The following is an 18,547-nucleotide window of genomic DNA, read 5'->3' as shown; positions in this document are numbered from 1 at the left end:
CACCGACGGTGGCGCTGGTCACGACGCGGACTTCCAGTAGTCGATCGTGCCCTGCTTGCCGTCGGCGACGAACTTCGCGGCGTTGTCCTGGCCGGTGACCAGCCGGATCATCTCCGGGTTCAGCATCTTGTTGGTCCAGTCCGCGTAGTCCACGGACAGGTGCCCCTGGTCGGCGTAGACGGTGCCGGTCAGCGCCTTGCTCATGGAGGCCAGCTGGGCCGGCGGGGCGATGTCGGCGCGCGGGGTCAGGTTCAGTGCCTGCGTCGAGATGCCGGACAGCTGCTCCTTCTTCATGAAGAAGGCGATGAACTTCTCGGCGGCGTCGGAGTGCTTGGCGGTCTTGGGGACCGCGAAGCCGAAGAAGTTGATGCCGGTGTCGGTGTTGCCCGAGTCCAGCGCCGGCAGCTGGATGCTGTCGAACTTGAAGCCGGCGGTGGCGTTCGGCGCGGCCTCCGAGGGCACCCAGGTGCCGGACAGGTAGAAGGCGGCCTGGCCCTTGGCCCAGTCGCCCTCTTCGTCGATGCTCTTGCTGGACTCGTAGCCCTTGAGGAAGTCGCCCTTGTCCCGCAGGTCCTGGACCAGCTGCGCGGCCTTGAGCACCTTCGGGTCGTCCCAGGCGGCGCCGGTCTTGTCGCTCGCCAGCTTCTTCAGGCCGTCGGTTCCGAGTTCGCGCTGGAGGGTCAGCAGCACCCAGTACTTGTCGTCGCCGGGGACGGCGACCGGCGTCATGCCCATGCCCTTGGCCTTGGCGAACAGGGCCAGCAGGTCGTCCCAGGTCTTCGGCGGATTCGCGGCCAGGTCCGGGAACTTGGAGGCGTCGAACCACAGGCCCTCGGAGGAGACCTCGTAGGGCGCGATGAACGGCTTACCGTTCTTGTCGTTGAGGAACGGCTTGTAGCTGTCCGGGATGATCTGCCCGATGGTCTGCGACTCGCCGCTGACCGGCGTGCTGTACAGCGTGCTCAGGTCGGCGGTCGCGTCCTTGGCGACCAGCGCGCCGAGCGCGTTGACCGACTGGTCGACCAGGTCCGCCGAGGAGCCGGTGCGCAGGGTCGGGGTGAGCTTGGTGATCACGTCGCGGCCCTGCCACTGGATGTTCACCTTGATACCGGTGGCGGCGGTGAAGTCGTCGGCGGCCTTCTTGATCACCTTGGCCTGCGGCTCGTTCTGCTGCCACATCGACCAGTAGGTGAACGAGGTGCTGCCCGAGGCCTGCCCGCCCGAGGACGTACCGGGCTTGCTGGAGCTGCCACAGGCCGACAGGCTCGCGGCCGAGACGGCCACCGCGACGGCTATGACGCCGGCTCGGTGGACGTTCTTACTGGTACGCATATCGGGTCTCGCTCTCTGGTGAGGGTGGCACACAAGATCTATCAAGACACTGTCATGCTATGGACGGCAGGGTCTCAGGTCGCACCAGGCCGAGCAGGCCCTGCCCGGTCGTCAGGCGCAGCAGTTCGGCCAGCACGAAGTCGCCCAGGCGCCGCACCTCGCCGCCGATCGAGCCGGCCACGTGCGGGGTGAGGGTCAGGTTCGGCAGGTCGAACAGCTCGGAGTCGGCGGGCAGCGGGTCCGGGTCGGTGACGTCGGCGACCGCGAACAGCCGGCCGGTCCGCAGTTCGTCGGCCAGCGCCGCGGTGTCCACCAGGGCGCCGCGCGCGGTGTTGATCAGCGTCGCGCCGTCCTTCATCAGGGCCAGCCGGCGCCGGTCCATCTGGTGCCGGGTCTCGGCGTTGCCCGGCGCGTGCAGGCTCACCACGTCGCAGGCGGCCACCAGGTCGTCGAGCCCGGCGGGTACGGCGCCGAGCTGGAGGACCTCCTCGTCCGGCACGTAGGGATCGTGCACGAGGACGGTCGCGTCCAGGACTCGCAGCATCTCCACGACCCGGCGGCCGACGCGGGACAGCCCGATCACACCGACGACCCGCCGGTGGTTGCCGACCGGGCCGAAGTCCTGTGACCAGTGCTGCCAGTCCCGGCCGTCCCTCCCGGCACGGAACGCGCGCTCCATCTCCGGCAGCCGCTTGCTCGCGCTGATCACCATCGCCAGCGTGTACTCGGCCACCGGGACCGCGTTGTCGGCGACCGCCGAGGAGACCACCAGCCCGCGGGCCCACGCCGCCTCGGTGACGTGGTGCTTCACGCTGCCGCCGGAGTGCAGGACGGCGCGCAGCGCGGGCATCCGGGCCAGCGCCGCCTCGTCCAGCACCGGGCAGTCCCAGCCGGTGATCAGCACCTCGGCCCGCGCCAGCGCCGCGGCCGCCCGCGGATCGCCGAAATCGGTCACCACCAGCGCCGGATCGACCTCGGCCAGCCCGGCCAGCCGGGCCTCGGCCGCCGCGTCGAACAGCAGCGGACGCAGCGCCGGGCGCATGGCCAGGACGGCGGTCGGACGATCCATGCTTCGGTGGCGCCTTTCGGGTGGCTCTTTCGGATGTGACGGCAAACGAACAACGGGGACCAGTGTCAGAACAAGATAACCGGAAGTCAATACGTTCGATGAGAATCGATGGGAAACGAACAAAAACGTAACTCAGACTTGCCGGAACGTCGACGCACCCCCATGCTGTGAACGGTTCTGACTGTTAGCTTCTGCTCCAGGAGGTGGTCCGTGCTCGCCGCCAGACGGCACGCCCTGATCCTTCGCCTGGCCCGCGAACGCGGGTCGGTGCAGGTGGCCGAGCTGGTCGGCATCCTGGGGGTGTCGGACGTGACCGTCCGCCGCGACCTGGACCAGCTGGCCAAGGCCGGACAACTGGACAAGGTGCACGGCGGCGCGGTGCTGCCCGCCTCCGCCGAGCCGGCGGCCCCGGCACGGCCCCAGGACCCGGCCGAGGAGACCGACCTGCCGGTCGTCGGCGCCCTCATCCCGAAGTCGTCGTACTACTTCAACCGGGTCGTCGACGGCATGCGCCGGGTGCTGCGCGAGCCCGAGGGGCGGCTGCTGGTCGCGGTCTCGGACTACCAGTCCGGGCAGGACCTCTCGCTGGCGATGGGGCTGGTGGACTCCGGGGCCCGGGCCGTGCTGCTGGCGCCCACCGACGAGGTGGAGTGGGCCGGCGCGCTCGGCGTGCCGACGGTGCTGGTGGAGCGGCGGTCCTACGGCCCCGCCGCCGCGACCACGTCGTGGGTCCGCACCGACCACGAGACCGGCGCCGGGCTCGCGGTCCGGCACCTGCACGAACTCGGGCACCGCCGCATCGCGATGTTCGCCCGCGGCGAGACGCCGACCTCGCGCAGCGTGCTGAGCGGCTTCGAGCAGGCCGCCGCGGCGCTGTCGCTGCCGGAGATGCCGCGCATCATCGGCAGCACGGACCTCGACGGCTGGCCGAAGTGGGGACCGGAGCAGATAGACGCGCTCGCCGAGCGCCTGCGCGATTCCGAGGCGACCGCGCTGTTGGTCCACTCGGACGAAGACGCGTTGGCGTTGCTGCAGAACGGCTTCGCGACGCGCTTCGCGGTGCCGCGCGAGATCTCGATCGTGGCGTACGACGACGAGTTCTCGGCGCTGACGCGGCCGGCGTTGACCGCGGTGTCGCCGCCGAAGGAATCCGTCGGCGAGCTGGCGGTGCGGACGTTGCTGGATCTGGTGCGCGATCCCAGCGCCCCGGCCCGGCATGTGGACGTCTCGCCGCGGCTGATCGTGCGCGAGTCGACGGGGGTCGCCCGCTCGGCGTAAGGGATCGCTTCGCTCCCTGTAGCGCGATCAGTGCCTACAGGTTGCTGCGCCAGCCGTCGTCCCCGTGGTGCCGCCTCAGGATCCGGGCCGGGACACCGCCGATCAGGCAGTGGTCGGGGAACGATCCGCGCACCACCGCGCCGGCCGCCACGGCCACGTTCCGTCCGAGCGTCGTCCCCGGCAGGATCACCGAACCGACGCCGAGCCAGCAGCCGTCGCCGATGGTCACCGGCTTGTCCTCCGGGTCCTGGCGGCCGATCGGGGTGTCCAGCCCGGTGTAGCCGTGGTTCTGGTCGGTGACGTACACGTACGGTCCGAAGAAGACGTCGTCGCCGATGTCCACGCGCAGGTGCGCCACGATGTGGCTGCCGCGGCCGATCGAGCAGCCGCGGCCGATGCGCAGCACGATCTCCTCGCCGAAGTCCTCCCCCGGCCAGCCCACCGCCAGGCTCACGCCCTCGCCGACGAGCGTGCCCTCGCCGATCGCCATGTACTGCTCGTTGTAGAGCGCGCCGAGCGGGAAGGACAGTGCGGCGCCGGGGCCGAGATGCGCGAAGCGGTAGCGGCCGGGGTTGGTGGAGGTGACGCGGCCGCGCACCCGCGCCCAGTCCCAGACGCCGCGGATCGCGGCGGCGGTGAGACGGTCGATCCAGGCGGGACGACGGGGCACGGGGGTCTCTTCTCGACATGATCACTTCAGGGGGATCGCGGTCAGCATACGACCGGCGCGGACGGGCCGCGCTTTGTGGCCGGGGGCCTGCATTGTGCCCGCCGTAGGCCGGTCGCCGCACGGTAGGGTGTGCCGTCCCGTTGCGCCGTCCGATGCTTTCCGCTGCTTTCCGATGCTGCTTTCCGCTGCTCCGCCCGGAGGACTCCCGCCGATGACCGTCCCCGACGCGACCGCGCCGGTCACCACCTGTTACCGGCACGACGGGCGCGAGAGCCACGTGCGCTGCACCCGCTGCGACCGGTACATCTGTCCCGACTGCATGCGCAGCGCGTCGGTGGGGTTTCAGTGCCCTGAGTGTGTGCGCGCGGGGAACAAGGACGTGCGCCAGGCGCGGACGGTGTTCGGTTCGTCGGCGGCGTCCGGCGGTGCGCGGCCGGTGGTCACCATCGCGCTGATAATGCTCAACTTCGCGGTGTACGCGGCGGAGCTGATGCAGCACTCTGTCGTGGACAAGCTCGGCATGCTCTCGGACGCACTGCGCGGGCCGAACAACGCGCTCTACGAGCCCATGGCGTCGCCGCCGCCCGGGTACCACCCCATCGGCGTCGCGCACGGCGAGTGGTACCGGATGATCACGTCGGCGTTCGTGCACATCCTGCCGAACCAGCCGCCGCTGGGGCCGATGCACATCCTGTTCAACATGCTCTCGCTGTGGATGTTCGGCGTGGTGGTCGAGCAGCAGATAGGGAAGGCGCGGTACATCGCGGCGTATCTGTTGTCGGCACTCGGCGGATCAGTGTTCTGCTACTTCCTGACCGCCCCTTACACCCAGTCCATCGGGGCGTCGGGCGCGATCTTCGGCTTGATCGGCCTGTACTTCGTCCTCAGCCGCAAACTGCACTTCGATCCCCTCGGCGGGCAGCGGCAGCTGGTCATCGCCATCCTCTGGCTGGTCCTGGCCTCGCGCTTCACCTCGTGGCAGGGACACCTCGGCGGCCTGGTGACCGGCGCGGTGATCGGGCTGGTCTACGTTTACGCGCCGCGCGCCCGGCAGGTCGTCGTCCAGGCGGCGGGATTGGTCGCGATACTGGCTGTGTTGATCGGCGCGACAGCGGTGCGGACATCGGCGCTGCACACGTCGGCCGAGGAGGGCTTGGTGACGCATGGAAGAGCCGCTGATGTGGCAGGTGGTCCGGCAGCAGAGGGCCTGGCTGGACTCGCATCCGGACACTGACCCGGCACTCGCGGTCCCGCTGCGGGTGCTGAAGGTCGCGGAGGAGGCCGGCGAGGCCGCGGCCGCGCTGATCGGCACCACCGGCCAGAACCCGCGCAAGGGCCGCAGCCACACCGACGCCGACCTGGCGGCAGAGCTCTGCGACGTCATCACCGCCGCGGCGGTCGCGCTGGCGACGGTGGTACCCGACCCCGAACGAGTCCTGCAGGACCACATCGGCCGGGTCTACATGCGCTCGGTCGAGGCCGGCGCACCGCGGCTGTCCGAGATCGGGACCGGCCAAGACCGTGCGGCGTGGGCGGCGTCCCTGCCGAAGGTGGTGGTCGGCGCCACGATGCTGTTCTTCGACGAGCACGGCAAGGTCCTGATGGTGCGCCAGTCCTACCGCCCCACCAAGACCTGGAGTTTCCCCGGCGGCGGCGTCGAGGAGGGCGAATTCCCCGCCGCAGGCGCCCGGCGCGAGGCGCTGGAGGAAGTCGGCCTCGACGCCGAACCCGGCGCACTGCTGATGGTCGACTGGCGTCCTCGCGACGCCGAGCGTCCGCCGCTGATCCACTACCTCTACGACGGCGGCGTGCTCGGTGCCGACGACATCGCGCGCATCCGGCTGCAGGACGGCGAGATCGACGAGTACGGCTTCTTCGACCTCGACGGCGCACGCGAGCGCCTGCCCCAGCACACCTTCGACCGCCTGGTGCATGCACTGGCCGTGCGGGAGGGGCGGATCGCGGTGCAGGACCTGGAGGAGGGAAAGATGCGGCGGTCGGGGTGAACTGGCACGACACTCGGCAGATCGGCCCGCGCACAACGCAGCGCTCGTTCCTGATCCACCGCCCGATGGAAGACGTCCCCGCCACCGTCTGGACCCCGACCACACACCCAGGGCCGCCACTCCCCCTGGTGCTACTGGGACACGGCGGCAGCGGCCACCGCCACAGCGACCGGGTCGTAGCGCTGGCCGCCCGCTTCACCTCGACCGGCTACGCGGCAGCGGCCATCGACGGCCCCTTCCACGGCGACCGCGTGCCACACCCGCTGACCCCGGCGGAGTACCAGGCACGCGTCGCCGACGAAGGCATCGGCGCCGTACTGGACCGAATCGCCGCCGACTGGGTCGCGACAACGGCGCACCTCACGGAAGCAGGCATCGCCGACGGAACACGAGTGGCCTACGTCGGCCTGTCGATGGGCACCCGCTTCGGCCTCCCCACCGCAGCCGCCCTCGGACCATCACTACGCTGCGCGGTCCTCGGCAAGTTCGGCCTGGCGTCAAGCGCAGCATTCCACCCGGCACTCCATGCCCCAGACCGCGTACGCCACGACGCCGCGAACATCACCGCCCCGGTCCTCTTCCACATGCAGTGGGACGACGAACTCTTCCCCAGGCCAGACCAACTCGAACTGTTCGACACCTTCCCCAGCACCGACAAGGAACTCCACGCCTTCGCCGGACGCCACAGCCACACACCGCAGCACGCTCCGGGGCTGTGGCGGTCGTTCGTCGAACGGCATCTGGCGCCGGCCTGAGGCCGGGCGCGCGGTCTCGCCCACGAAAACCGCCAGCCGCCAGCGCAACCCACGTGGCACAACCAGTTCGGTTGAGTCCCGCTGGTTACGCTGGCGGCCGCCGGTATCGGTGCGCAAGACCGCGCGTGGGAGTTGACCGCCCAGGTGTGGCGGATTCCGGCCGGACTGTTCGATACCGCATCGTGCTGACCCGCGCGCACCGCAAGCATGTGTCCCAAAACGCCCGCGAAACCGTGCGGCGATTCCTCAAGGAGGCAGAACGCGCATGACCGACCTGCACACCGACCGACTCCGCCTGCACCCGTTCACGGTCGAGGAGGGACGCCGCGTCGTCGACGTCACCCCCGCCGCCGACGACAGCTGGGCTGAGGACTTCCCGATGCAGGACGACCGCGACGGTGTGAAGGGCTTCCTCGGCGCGGCCGAGGCGGGCCACGACGCGGGCCCCTTCGGCTGCTACCGCATCGACCGCGACGGCACCGCGATCGGCACCATCGGCTTCTACGGCCCGCCGGACGAGGAAGGCCAGGTGATGTTCGGCTACGGCCTAGTACCCGGCGCGCGCGGCGCCGGCTACGCGACCGAGGCGCTGGCGGGACTGGTGGAGATGTGCCGGACGCACGAGGCGGTCCGGGCGATGGTCGCCGACACCGAAGCGAGCAACGTGGCCTCGCAGCGGGTGCTGGACAAGACCGGGTTCGCCCTGGTGAAGGAAGAGGGCGGGATGTATTACTACCGGCTTGAGGTCGCCGAGGGCTGACCCGGCGAGCCGACTGAGCGCCGGGGCCGCGGACGACTCGCTGCCCCGGGCTGCCGGCTTCCGGCAGACATCGCGTCTGGCGGCATGCCGGCTAACCGCGGCGATCCCGCGGACCCCGGCCAGGCGAGTCCGTCCAGCGCGCGCCAGTTCAGCCCACCAGCTCAGCCGGCAGCACCCGAAGCGCCGCCAAGCCGGCCGACCTCACCCGGCCCCGACCGTCGACTCCCGCACTATCAGCTCCGTCGCGATCGCCACTGGCCCGGCCGCCTCGGCCGCCTCCATCGTCCCCGCAGCAGCCCCAGCCGTCCCGCCGTCCAGCGCCGCAGCCAACAACCGCGCCGCCTCGGCTCCCATATCCCGCAGCGGCCGTCGCACCGCGGTCAGCGGCGGTGCCGTGAGCGCCGCGTGTCCGGCGTCGTCGAAGCCCACCACCGCCACGTCGTGCGGCACCGGCCGGCCGACCTGGGCCAGCATCTGCAGCACGCCGGACGCCGACAGGTCGTTGTGCGCGAACACCGCGTCGAACTCGACCCCGTCCGCCACCGCGCTCGACACCGCCACGCGGCCCGACTCCCCCGAGTAGTCGCCGGGGAACTGCGCCTGCGGCGGCACCGGGAAGCCCGCCTCGGCGAAGGCGTCCGTGAACGCCGTGACCCGCGAGACCGCGCAGTCGTACCCCTCCGGTCCCCCGACCACCAGCGGCCGCCGCCGCCCCGACGCCAACAGGTGCTCGGCCGCCTGGCGGGCGCCCGGCTGGTTGCCGGTCGCCACGACCGGCGTGCCGGGGCCGGTCTCGCGGTCGCTGATCAGGACCACGGGCAGGCCGGCGGCGGCCATCTTGGCCACCGCGGGCGCCGTCTCCTCCGGCTCGATCACCAGCAGGCCGTCGAAGGCGTTGGCGTCGACGTGGCCGGCGAAGCGGCGGAAGGAGTCGTCGCCCAAGCCCCGGGTGAACAGCATCAGGCCGTGCCCGCTGCGCTCCATCGAGTCCGCGACACCCTGCATGACCTGCGCGATCCACGGCCGCGTGAGCGTCGGCGCGAGCACCCCGACCACCCCGGTCCGCCCCTTGGCCAGCGACACCGCCCGGGCGCTGGGCACGTAGCCCAGCTCCTTGACGACCAGCCGCACCCGGGCCTCCGTGGCCGCGTCCGTCTCCCCCTTGCCGTTGAGCACCCGCGACACCGTGGCCTTGCTGACCCCGGCCCGCAACGCCACATGGGCGATGGTGACCCGCATTCCGTTCCCCCGTCCTACATAAAATCCCCGACAGGATTGTGGCACGCCGAACACCGCGCGTGGCCCACATGGTGAAACCAGTGACGGCGGAGCCACGCTTCGTGGCTCCGCCGCACGGCCCGGAACCCGTCGGGGACCCGAGGTGAACGGTGGATCAAATGGTTCGGGGAGAACCGCCAGCTCAGTAGGAGGTGGTGATCGTCACCCCGCTGAAGGCGGTCTGCCCGTAGAGACTGATGTACTGATAGCCCGCCGGCGGATTGGTGATCGTCACGCTCTGCGTGGTCCCCGCGTTCAGCGAGCCCTGGGTATACGCGTTCGGCGCGGCCCACACGGTCGGGTCGTACAGCAGATACGCCGTTCCGCTGCCGCCCCCGGTGGTGATGGTCAGCGACGGAGTCCCGGCGGGGACGTCGAGGTAGAAGTAGTCGATCACACCGGCCGCGGCCGACTCACCAGACCGCGAGCAGTTCTGGCCCATGGCCCGCGTGTCCGGATCGGGGCACGTCTGGCTCGGCGGCGGCCCGCCGACCTGGCACGCCCCGGCCGCGCACTGGTCCAGCCAGGCGTTGAAATCGGCGTCATACGACGTGCCGATCGTCGTGCCGTACAAGGCGTAGGCGCCCGCGTAGTCCCCGACCCGGAACTTCGCCAGCAACGTCGCGACGTCGGCGGGATGCCGCTCCATCATGTAGCGGACGGCCAGGTAGCCCCAGGGGTACGTCCGCGTCTGGTCGCTGTTGTCATAAGTGCTCTGCCACAGCGTGCTCAGCGCGTACCGGTGCGTCGCCGCCTCGCTGACCGCCTCGGTGTCGGTGACCCCGCGGTAGCTGTACGAGACGTACTCGGCGATCCCCTCGATCCACCAGATGTCCGGAACCGTGATCTCGGCGCTGAAGTCGCCCTTCGTGTCGTACTCGGCGTCCAGCGCGTGCGTGAACTCGTGGTTGAGGTTCCACACCCGGGCCACGAACCCGTTGTCGGTGGCCCACTGGTACATGATCGAGCGCACGACGTTGTTCGGGTCGGTCGGGTCGCCGGTCAGCGTGATGCCGCCGTTGTTGGTATCGACGCCGTAGATCGGCCCGGCGTACGTCTGGTAGTCCGCCGGCGAGCCGAACACGGTCAGCACGAAGTTCTGGTCGTACTGGCCGGGTATCGGGCCGTTGTCGTGCACCAGGGTGTGGAAGTACGAGTACTGACCCAGGATGCTGGCGCAGACGGCGCCGGTGTCGGCCGGCGTCAGCGCCTCGGACAGCACGGTGTGGCTGGCGTCGCAGTGCGTCGTCGTGGTCAGCACGGCCGCGGTGAGCTTCGACGCCAGGTCGCACACGTTGTAGTACGCGCAGTTCGCCTGGTCGTAGTAGTCGGCGTTGCCGGCCACCGCGACCCACAACGGCGCCGTCGGCCCGGTCATCGACGAGGCCGCGAGCAGCCCGTTCATCAGCGGCCGCACCTTCGCCTGCAAGGCGGCGTGCTGCACGAACCGGCTCATCTCCAGCCCGGCGTTGGAGTCCAGGTAGGAGTTCGCGCCGCCGAGCAGGCCGATGTGGTTCAGCGCGAAGCTGTCGAGCGTGTCGATGACACTCGGGTCGGCGGTGACGGCCGAGACGAACGCCGGGAACTGGTGTCCTCGGAACAGCGGTGTGTAGACGTCGTTCACCGCGCTCAGCATCGTCGGGTAGGCGTTGAAGGAACTGGCGTACGCGTTCAGGATCCGCCGGTAGACACCGAGGTAGCGGGCCTGTTCGTCGGCACTGTCGGTGAGGATGACGGTCTCGCCGAGCACCGGGCCGTTGTTGTCGTTGACGTCCAGCGCGTGCGAGCCGGCGAAGAACGCGTCCAGGCCGCCTTCGACCAGGGTGGCCAGCGCCGGGCTGTAGGCCAGGATGGACCCGTTGCTGTTGTACTGCACGTAGTACCCGGCGCGCAGGAACAGCACGAGTTGCTGGACGCTCGTGGAGTCGTTGCCGGGATAGCTGGCCGCGCCGGTTTTGAAGGACCCTGCGACGGTCTTCATGTCGACTTCGCTGAAGATCGTGGAGGCGTCGGAGCCGGTCACGCTGAACAGGGTATTGATGCAGTCGGTGGTCGACGATTTCACGTAGGCGCTGAGGGCAGCGCCGGAGCGGGAGGTGAAGTCCGCGGGAGTGCAGGACTGTGTCGCTGCGGTTTTGGCCGCTGCCACATGTTTCGCAGCACCGGTTTTGGTGCCATCGGCCGCACTACCGCCGATCGGCGCACGCGGTGCGAGGTCTCCGACCGGCGTCGCGGCCTTCGCCACGACGGGACGGTCGGCGATATCAGGGTTCGTAGAACCCTTCGGCGGTGAATCGGCGTGGTTCACAGCCGAAGCGACCGGACGCGGCACGGCCAAAGCCGTTCCGACGGCGGTCACCCCGGTCAACGCCGCCGCGGCAACCACCGCGGCAGCGAATCCGGGCAGGCGTGACAGGTGGCGCATCACTGCTCCTTGACGGTTGGCGTGCGCCTCAGAGGACTTCGACGAGGAGGCGCTGGACGCAATCTCGCAGCGGTGCAGAACACTGACAATGCGTTCGGGGGATAGGACTATGGCACGCCCTGCCATAACCCCCGTGTCGTTCCAGCTCAGCAGTGCAATGTCACAGATTCAATGGCACAGTCTCAGTGCGCCTTGTACGCGCCCGCAGCCCACGTCTGGAAGTGCGCCGAACGCCCGATCAACGTCCGGTACGCCGCAGTGGCCGAGGCGAACAACGCCTCGGCGACGTCGTCGCTCAGCCCGGAACGCCGCCACACCAACAGATACCGGCACCACAGCGGCGTGCCGATCAGGGGTTTGATGACCACGCCGGGCAGCGGACGGAGCGTGGCCTGCACCATCGAGACGCCGAGCCCGTCCGCGATCATCGTCTGCAGCTGCATCTGGTCGCCCAGGAACTCGTGGACCGCAGCCGGCTCGAAGCCGGCCGTCTGGCACGCGGCGTAGAAGACCCCGGGCCACCCCGCGCCGTCATCCGGCGTCATGAACCACGCCTCGGGCGCCAGATCCGCGAGCGCCACCTCCACCCGCCGCGCCAGCGGATGCCGCGCCGGCAGCGCGACGAACGACGGCTCGGTCACGATGCCCCGGTGTGCGAGCCGGTCGGAGTGCGCCAGCTCCCGGCTGGGGTAGTCGGCGGCGACGCCAGCGTCCAGGGCGTCGTCCTCAAGTTGCTCGACGATGGCGGCCGAGGAGTAGACGCTGCTCACCGACACGGTCAGGTCCGGCAGCACTGCGCGCAGCCGGCCGACGAGCCCGGGCAGCATCGGGGTGTTGGTCGCCGCGAACCGCAGCGTGCGGCCGGTGCCGCCGGACGTCGCGCTCCCGCGCCGACCGATCGCCTCGGCCCGCGCCAGCACGTCACGCGCCTGCGCGACGACTTCGACGCCGTACGCCGTCGGCTCGACGCCGCCGGCCCCGCGCAGGAACAGCGGCTCGCCGAACAGCCGCTCGATGCGCCGCAGCTGCGTACTCATCGCAGGCTGCGAATACCCCAGAACGGCGGCCGCGCGCCCGACGCTGCCGGCGTCCGCGATGGCGCACAGGGTGCGCAGGTGGCGGAGTTCCAGTTCCATGGATCCCTCCCCGATGGCCAGGTGTGGTGAGGATAGATCCAGCTCCGAGTAAGGCAAAGCACGAACATTGCGGGGCCGATGGCATCTCTGCCACCGGCCCCGCGAGTATCAGACCTTTGTCCCTGTCTGTCTCCTTCTCGCCGCTAGCCGCCCGGCTGGGGATCCATCGGCCGCAGCTGTCCTCCGGCGTCGAGGACGCCGAGCCCGCTGCCGGTGGCGGCTGCCGCGCCGGTCAGCACGACGGCCGCGGTGTGCTCGGGCGCCGGGACGATCTGCCGGACGTTTCCGGCGGCGTCCGCGACCGCGACCTTCACGACGTGCCGCGTTCCGGCCACCAGCAGGTAGACCTTGCCGTCCGGGGCGCGCCAGCGGGCCTGCGCGACGACGTTCTGGCCGAGCGCCGAGCAGGTCCGGCCGTTCGCCTCGGTGCCGGTCACCGTCGCCGGGGCCTGGGCCGACGGCGGCAGGAACTCGCTGGTCGCCGAGCCACTGCCGGACCACTGGTCGGCGCGCAGGCACACCCACGACGCAAGACCCTGAGACTCCGGCAGGGGCTGCTGCGCGAAGACCCAGGTGTCGATCTGCTTCACGTCCTGGCCCTGGAGCGCCGGCAGGTTGCAGACCACGCGCGACTCGGCGCCGTAGGTGTCCGGGGTCGCGACCTCGCGCGGGGTCTGCGTCGGGTCGCCCTTCGGGGGTGCGGTGTAGAGGAGGTGGGTGCCGGTCACGCCGCCGAGGTCCGTCATCGCGAACGTCTGGCCGCCGACGGTCGCGGACGCGTGCAGTTGGAGCACGGGCCAGGAGCCGCAGCCGGACGTCGGCGGCCTGGGCACCGCGACGGTGACGCCGTCGGAGACGGTCGCCGGGGACGCGGCGGCGGCCGGAGTTCGCAGGTCCCTGACACTGACGCCGTCGACCCACGGGGCCACGAGCCACCGGTCGCCGGCCTCGGTCGAGCGGAGGACGACGGCTCCGGCGGAGGTCAGGTCCGAGTCGTCGGCGCGGGCCACGTCCAGGCGGACCGGGTCGTCGGCGGTCGGGGCGTCGGGCTGCGTGTAGCGGGCCAGGCGGGTCGAGTCGAAGAGGAGCACGACGGTCGCGCCGTCCAGGTGGCCGTTCCACAGGACGTGGACCGGCTGGAGCAGCGGGCCGGCGGCGGCTCCGGGGCCGAGTTTGAGGACATCAGGGTGCTGTGTCGTCCAGGCGTCGAGGGCTTGGCCGACGGCTGCGGATGCGGATGCGGATGCGGTCCCGGACGCGCTCCCGGACCCGGACCCGTCATCGCGCGACGGCCAGACGCCGAAATCCAGCCGGGGGCTCTGCTGCCACGCGCTGTCGTCCACCTGGATCGCCGCGTGCGCGGGGCCGGCGCTCGCGGCGTTCGCGGCCGCGTCCGCACCGGTCGATCCCGAGCCGCTGACGCCGATCACCACGGCCAGCACCACCGCGAGCGCCGCGCCGCCGGCCACCGCCGCGCCCCGGGCCTGGCGCCTGCGGCGTGACACGTCGGCGGGGCGGGTGTGCAGGGTACAGGGGTCGAACTCCGACGATTCCAGGACGTCGGCCGGGTGTTCGGCGAGCAGCCGTTGCGCCGTCTCTATCGCCGCGGGCACGCCGCGCACGCCTGCGCCGGAAAGCAGCCCGGCCACCTCGTCGGCGCCGAGGTCTTCAAGCGCGAGCAGCACGTAGGCCATTCGCGCCGTGACGCTCAGTCCGCGCAACGCGGCGTCCACCGCCAGTTCCTGCGATCCGCCGCCGAGCGGGAAGAGTCGCAGGCCCCAGACATAGGGCTGGTGCAGTGAGCGCGGCCACCAGGTCCGGCGCAGCACCGCGTTGACGACCGCTTGGCGCAGCGTGGCGTACGAGTCGCCGTCCGCAGGCGCCGACCCCGACCCCGACCCCGACGAGCGCCGGAGCCATCGGGCGGGCAGCGCGAGCAGCCCGAGCGGACCCGCCGGGCCCGCGGTGCGGCCGGACAGCGAGCGCTGCGCTATCGCGTGCGCCGCCAGCACCCGGCCGTGCCGGTCGCCTTCCGGCGGCAGGGCCAGGTACGCGATGCGGACCAGGCGCGAATAGTGCAGCACCAAAGCCGCCTCGAGATCCTCCCGCCCGCCTGCGGGGCGGTCGCGATCGTCGAGCACGAGGGCTCTCCCTTCTCCGGGTTGAAGAACGAGTCAGGATGCAGATGGTCACCACGGAACTCCGCACCACACACCCGCTACCCCAACCCTGTCAGACCAAGAGCACTTCTTGTCAGCCGTTTGCCATGAGTGATCAACACTCCCCTTGTCAGAGCCGTGCACGAGACTGGTGGGTCATGGCTACCTGGCAACAGTTCGCAGACGCCGCCCCCGACCTGGCCACCGCGGTCCGGGCCCGCCTGACGGCGACGAAGCACCACGTCCTCGCCACCCTCCGCAAGGACGGAGCACCCCGCGTGAGCGGCACCGAAGTCGACCTCACCGAAGACGGCCACCTCCGCCTCGGCTCGATGTCCCAGGCGCGCAAAGGCAACGGCCTCAAGCGCGACGGCCGCTTCGCCCTCCACGCCAACCCCGGCGACGACTCCATGCACGACGGCGACGCCAAGCTCTCAGGCATCGCGACCGCCCTGCCCGGCACCGGCCCGGACGACACCTTCGAACTCGACCTGCGCGAGGTGGTACTCACGACGGTCGAGAACGACGAGCTGGTGATCCGGCTCTGGACGCCGGAGGGCGGAGCACGCGAGATCCGGCGGAAGTAGCGCTCGCGGGCGCCGCGCCGGGATCGAACCGCACGCACTCAGGCAGGCGACCGCACGCAGCACAGCACTCGCACAACCGCTTACCTGGCACGAATGCCGCACCAGGTTCGCGCTGGCCTGCCGCAAGCAGATCGCCGGCGCGGGCCTCGCTCGCGCGGCCGCTCGCCGAGCGCGGTGCACAGCATCTGGCTGCTCGGCCAGCACAATCGGCGACCCGGGGGCTCGGCACTCAACGGTCCGGCTGGCGCGGCTGGCTGGCTGGCGCAGCATGCTGCTGCTCCCCCGCGCGACCTCACCCCATAAGAATCCGCCGCGTCCGAGCCGGCGCCCCCGACGGCAGCTCCCCGAGAATGTCCCCGAGCGACACCGCCGCCAGGCTCGCCCGCCAGGCCATGTGCGCCTCGGCCATCGTTCGGGCCAGTGGGCAGGTCTCCTGGCACTCCGCCGCGCTCAGGGCGCCGCGTCCCTGCTGGCGGATCTCGCGGCATTCGTAGGGCGCCACCGCGCCGTCCACCGCCTCCACTATCTGCAGGAGTGTGACGTCCTTCGCCGCGCGCGCTAGGCGGAAGCCGCCGCGGGGGCCGGTGGTGGCGGCCAAGATTCCTGCGCGGGTCAGGGCCTGGAGCTGTTTGGCCAGGTAGGGCGCCGGGAGGTCGTAGTACGCGGCGAGTTGGGCCGCCGACGCTGTTTCTCCGGGTTGCAGCTGGGCCAGGGAGGCGGCGCAGTGCAGGACCCATTCGGTGCTGGTCGGCAGCTTCATGAGGGGGATTCTATCTCAGATATTGCGGATCTATTTAGTCCGAGATAGAGTCGGCGTCACGAGCCCAGGAGAAGCAGGATCTTGCGAAAAGGAGCCATCACCATGCGCATCGCCGTCGCCGGAGCCACCGGCAACATCGGAACCCTCACCGTCGCGGCGCTCGAGCGCGCCGGGCACGAGGTCGTGGGCATCAGCCGCAAGCAGGGCGTGGACCTGGTCACCGGCGAGGGCCTGGACCGGGCGCTGGTCGGCGTGCAGGCGGTCGTCGACGCCACCAACGGACCGGTCGGCACGCTGGAGGAGACCGTCGCGTGGTTCGGCGGCACAACCACCAACCTGCTCGCCGCCGAGGAGCGGGCCGGCGTGCGGCACCACGTCCTGCTCTCGATCGTCGGCATCCACCGCGTGGAGGGCAACGCCCACTACGCCGGCAAGCGCGAGCAGGAGCGGCTGGTCCAGGCCGGGAACGTGCCGTGGACCATCGTCCCGGCCACCCAGTTCCACGACTTCCCCGCCATGGTCGCCGGCTGGACGGCGCAGGACGGCGTCGCCCCGATCGCCCCGCTGCTGCTCCAGCCGATCGCCCCCGCGGACGTCGCCGCCGTCCTGGCCATGGTCGCCACCGGCGAGCCGAAAGCCCGCTTCGCCGACGTCGCCGGCCCGGAGACCCAGGACATGGTCGACATGGCACGCCGCACCCTCCAGGCCCGCGGCCAGACCGTCAAGTTGGTCCCGACCTGGGACGGCGGCATCTTCGGCGTCGCGATGGCCGGGAACACGCTGCTCCCCGGACAGGGCGCACATATCGCGCCGACGACGTTCGACGAATGGCTGGAGCGGGAGCGTAAGGCCGCGCAGAAGTAGCGGCCGCGGTATTACGGCTCCACAACCCCGCTCATCAGCTCACCCCCAGATACCGCAGCACCGCCAGCACCCTCCGGTGGTCGACGTCGGTCTGCGGCAGGTCGAACTTGGTGAAGATGTTCGCGACGTGCTTCTCGACCGCACGCTCGCCGATCACCAGCGTCCCGGCGATCGCGGCGTTGGTCCGGCCCTCCGCCACCAGCGCCATGACCTCGGCCTCGCGCGGCGTGAGCCGTTCGGCCCGCCCCGGCTGCCGGTTCGCCCCGACCAGCTGCGTGACGACCTCCGGGTCCAGCGCGGTCCCGCCGGCCGCGACCCGGTTGAGCGCGTCGATGAAGTCGTCGATGTCGACCACCCGCTCCTTGAGTAGGTACCCCACGCCCTTGGAGCTGTGCGCGAGCAGATCGGTCGCGAAGCGGGCCTCGACGTACTGCGAGAACATCAGGATGCCGAGACCCGGATACCGCCGCCGCAGCTCGACCGCCGCGCGCACGCCCTCGTCGGTGTGGTCCGGCGGCAGCCGGATGTCGACGACCGCGACGTCCGGACCGTGCTCGTCCACCGCCGCCAGCAACGCCGCCGCGTCCCCGACCGCCGCGACCACCTCCTGCCCGCGCGACTTGAGCAGCTGCACGAGACCGTCCCGCAGGATCGCGGTGTCCTCGGCGATGACGATGCGCACGGTGTGGTCGCCCTTCGGTGCGGCGTATACAGCGGTTGCTGTGGTGGGCTCCACGGTAGCGTGCGGTCCGTGAGCGAAGACGAGGTGGAGATCGACGGCGCGGTGCTTTCCTGGAACGGCGAGTCGTCGCTGGAACGGACCCCGCAGATACAGTTCCGCGCGGACGCCACGGCAGCCGGCGGCGAACGCTCGGTCGTCACCGTAGATGCCGCCTGGCTGAACTCGGGCATCGGCGGAACCGAGATCGTCGTCTCGCCGGATGAGCAGTACGCGGCCCTGTACCACTACTCCGGCCAGAGCGAGGAAGGCTACAACGCGTTCCGAATCCGGCCGCAGCTGGAATACGTGGGCGGCTGGGACGAGTGCGGAGAAGGAGACACCCCGGTCTTCTCGCCGGGATCGCAGTACCTGGCGCACATTCTGCTGACCCGCCAGGGATTCGTCTCCCCATCGGGCGAGGCGGACTCCGAGTTCGACTTCTTCGAAGTCCCCGACACCAGGCCGCTCGTCTTCGAATACGCCGACCTCCGCGTCCACGAGTTGCCCGGCGGCGACATCACGCGCCACCCGCTCCGGGTCCACCTGCCGGCCGACTTCGACCGGTTCCTCGCCGACCAGAACACCTCAGCCGAGGAATGGCTCGGCGAATCCTTCATGACGCAGCTGGAATTCGTCTCGGACCAGGTCCTCCGTATCCAGTGCACGAAGACCGCCGAGCCGGTCGACGTGGCGCTACCGATCACTGGCCCCGTCGTCATCGACCTGTCCGGGCTCTAGCCTTCACGC

At 70.7% G+C, this 18,547-nt stretch carries 17 protein-coding genes; 8 read left to right on the top strand and 9 right to left on the bottom strand.

Features of this window, described 5'->3' with window-relative positions; translation table 11 throughout:
• Positions 1-18 precede the first annotated feature (18 nt).
• Both GWK61_RS29085 and GWK61_RS29080 read right to left on the bottom strand, forming a co-directional pair.
• The gene (locus GWK61_RS29085) at positions 19-1,332 is read right to left on the bottom strand and encodes an ABC transporter substrate-binding protein (RefSeq protein ID WP_194913781.1); all 1,314 of its coding nucleotides are present in this window, start codon (positions 1,330-1,332) and stop codon (positions 19-21) included.
• Positions 1,333-1,384: 52 nt separating this feature from the next.
• Positions 1,385-2,401: a hydroxyacid dehydrogenase gene (locus GWK61_RS29080; protein WP_194913779.1), complete on the bottom strand. Its 1,017-nt coding sequence runs from the start codon at positions 2,399-2,401 to the stop codon at positions 1,385-1,387.
• A gap of 210 nt (positions 2,402-2,611) precedes the next feature.
• Here GWK61_RS29080 and GWK61_RS29075 point away from each other — a divergent pair, with 210 nt between their 5' ends.
• Positions 2,612-3,679 (top strand): substrate-binding domain-containing protein, encoded by a 1,068-nt coding sequence (locus tag GWK61_RS29075; RefSeq protein WP_194913778.1) that lies wholly within the window; start codon positions 2,612-2,614, stop codon positions 3,677-3,679.
• Positions 3,680-3,713: 34 nt separating this feature from the next.
• Here GWK61_RS29075 and GWK61_RS29070 read toward each other — a convergent pair whose 3' ends face one another.
• Positions 3,714-4,349, bottom strand: a complete 636-nt coding sequence (locus GWK61_RS29070) for an acyltransferase (protein WP_323747803.1) — start codon at positions 4,347-4,349, stop codon at positions 3,714-3,716.
• Between the two features lie 211 nt (positions 4,350-4,560).
• Here GWK61_RS29070 and GWK61_RS29065 point away from each other — a divergent pair, with 211 nt between their 5' ends.
• The 4 genes from GWK61_RS29065 to GWK61_RS29050 all read left to right on the top strand — a co-directional run bounded on the left by GWK61_RS29065 (position 4,561) and on the right by GWK61_RS29050 (position 7,870).
• Complete coding sequence (locus tag GWK61_RS29065) at positions 4,561-5,583, top strand: rhomboid family intramembrane serine protease (RefSeq protein WP_194913776.1); 1,023 nt, start codon at positions 4,561-4,563, stop codon at positions 5,581-5,583.
• Positions 5,513-6,355: an NUDIX domain-containing protein gene (locus tag GWK61_RS56985; RefSeq protein ID WP_228563112.1), complete on the top strand. Its 843-nt coding sequence runs from the start codon at positions 5,513-5,515 to the stop codon at positions 6,353-6,355. The genes GWK61_RS29065 and GWK61_RS56985 overlap by 71 nt, the downstream gene beginning before the upstream one ends.
• Before the next feature lie 65 nt (positions 6,356-6,420).
• Positions 6,421-7,110: a dienelactone hydrolase family protein gene (locus GWK61_RS29055; RefSeq protein WP_194913774.1), complete on the top strand. Its 690-nt coding sequence runs from the start codon at positions 6,421-6,423 to the stop codon at positions 7,108-7,110.
• Positions 7,111-7,375: 265 nt separating this feature from the next.
• Entirely contained in the window at positions 7,376-7,870 is a 495-nt protein-coding gene (locus tag GWK61_RS29050) for a GNAT family N-acetyltransferase (RefSeq protein WP_194913772.1), read from the top strand.
• 201 nt (positions 7,871-8,071) lie between these two features.
• Here the strand turns inward: GWK61_RS29050 and GWK61_RS29045 are convergent, their stop codons facing one another.
• The 4 genes from GWK61_RS29045 to GWK61_RS29030 form a co-directional block, all read right to left on the bottom strand.
• Complete coding sequence (locus GWK61_RS29045) at positions 8,072-9,109, bottom strand: LacI family DNA-binding transcriptional regulator (protein WP_194913767.1); 1,038 nt, start codon at positions 9,107-9,109, stop codon at positions 8,072-8,074.
• Positions 9,110-9,290: 181 nt separating this feature from the next.
• A complete protein-coding gene (locus tag GWK61_RS29040) occupies positions 9,291-11,573 on the bottom strand; it encodes a collagenase (protein ID WP_194913758.1) in 2,283 nt (760 codons plus the stop codon).
• A 182-nt stretch (positions 11,574-11,755) separates the two neighbouring features.
• Positions 11,756-12,709: a LysR family transcriptional regulator gene (locus GWK61_RS29035; protein WP_194913748.1), complete on the bottom strand. Its 954-nt coding sequence runs from the start codon at positions 12,707-12,709 to the stop codon at positions 11,756-11,758.
• Positions 12,710-12,852: 143 nt separating this feature from the next.
• Entirely contained in the window at positions 12,853-14,850 is a 1,998-nt protein-coding gene (locus GWK61_RS29030; RefSeq protein WP_194913742.1) for a hypothetical protein, read from the bottom strand.
• A 176-nt stretch (positions 14,851-15,026) separates the two neighbouring features.
• Between GWK61_RS29030 and GWK61_RS29025 the strand changes: the two genes are divergently transcribed.
• Positions 15,027-15,455, top strand: a complete 429-nt coding sequence (locus tag GWK61_RS29025; RefSeq protein ID WP_194913740.1) for a pyridoxamine 5'-phosphate oxidase family protein — start codon at positions 15,027-15,029, stop codon at positions 15,453-15,455.
• A 292-nt stretch (positions 15,456-15,747) separates the two neighbouring features.
• Here GWK61_RS29025 and GWK61_RS29020 read toward each other — a convergent pair whose 3' ends face one another.
• A complete protein-coding gene (locus GWK61_RS29020; RefSeq protein WP_194913738.1) occupies positions 15,748-16,215 on the bottom strand; it encodes an RrF2 family transcriptional regulator in 468 nt (155 codons plus the stop codon).
• 102 nt (positions 16,216-16,317) lie between these two features.
• On the opposite strand from GWK61_RS29020, the gene GWK61_RS29015 reads away from it, so the two are divergent.
• Positions 16,318-17,079, top strand: coding sequence for an SDR family oxidoreductase (locus GWK61_RS29015; RefSeq protein WP_194913736.1), 762 nt, complete (start codon positions 16,318-16,320; stop codon positions 17,077-17,079).
• Positions 17,080-17,113: 34 nt separating this feature from the next.
• Here GWK61_RS29015 and GWK61_RS29010 read toward each other — a convergent pair whose 3' ends face one another.
• Entirely contained in the window at positions 17,114-17,761 is a 648-nt protein-coding gene (locus GWK61_RS29010; RefSeq protein ID WP_194913790.1) for a response regulator, read from the bottom strand.
• A 69-nt stretch (positions 17,762-17,830) separates the two neighbouring features.
• Here GWK61_RS29010 and GWK61_RS29005 point away from each other — a divergent pair, with 69 nt between their 5' ends.
• Positions 17,831-18,538, top strand: a complete 708-nt coding sequence (locus GWK61_RS29005; RefSeq protein WP_194913735.1) for a hypothetical protein — start codon at positions 17,831-17,833, stop codon at positions 18,536-18,538.
• Positions 18,539-18,547: the final 9 nt, after the last annotated feature.

The sequence above is a fragment of the Catenulispora rubra genome (assembly GCF_015356825.1).
Taxonomy (GTDB): domain Bacteria; phylum Actinomycetota; class Actinomycetes; order Streptomycetales; family Catenulisporaceae; genus Catenulispora; species Catenulispora rubra.
The sequence above is the reverse complement of the archived record's forward strand: the minus strand, read 5'-3'. Positions and strand labels throughout refer to the sequence as shown.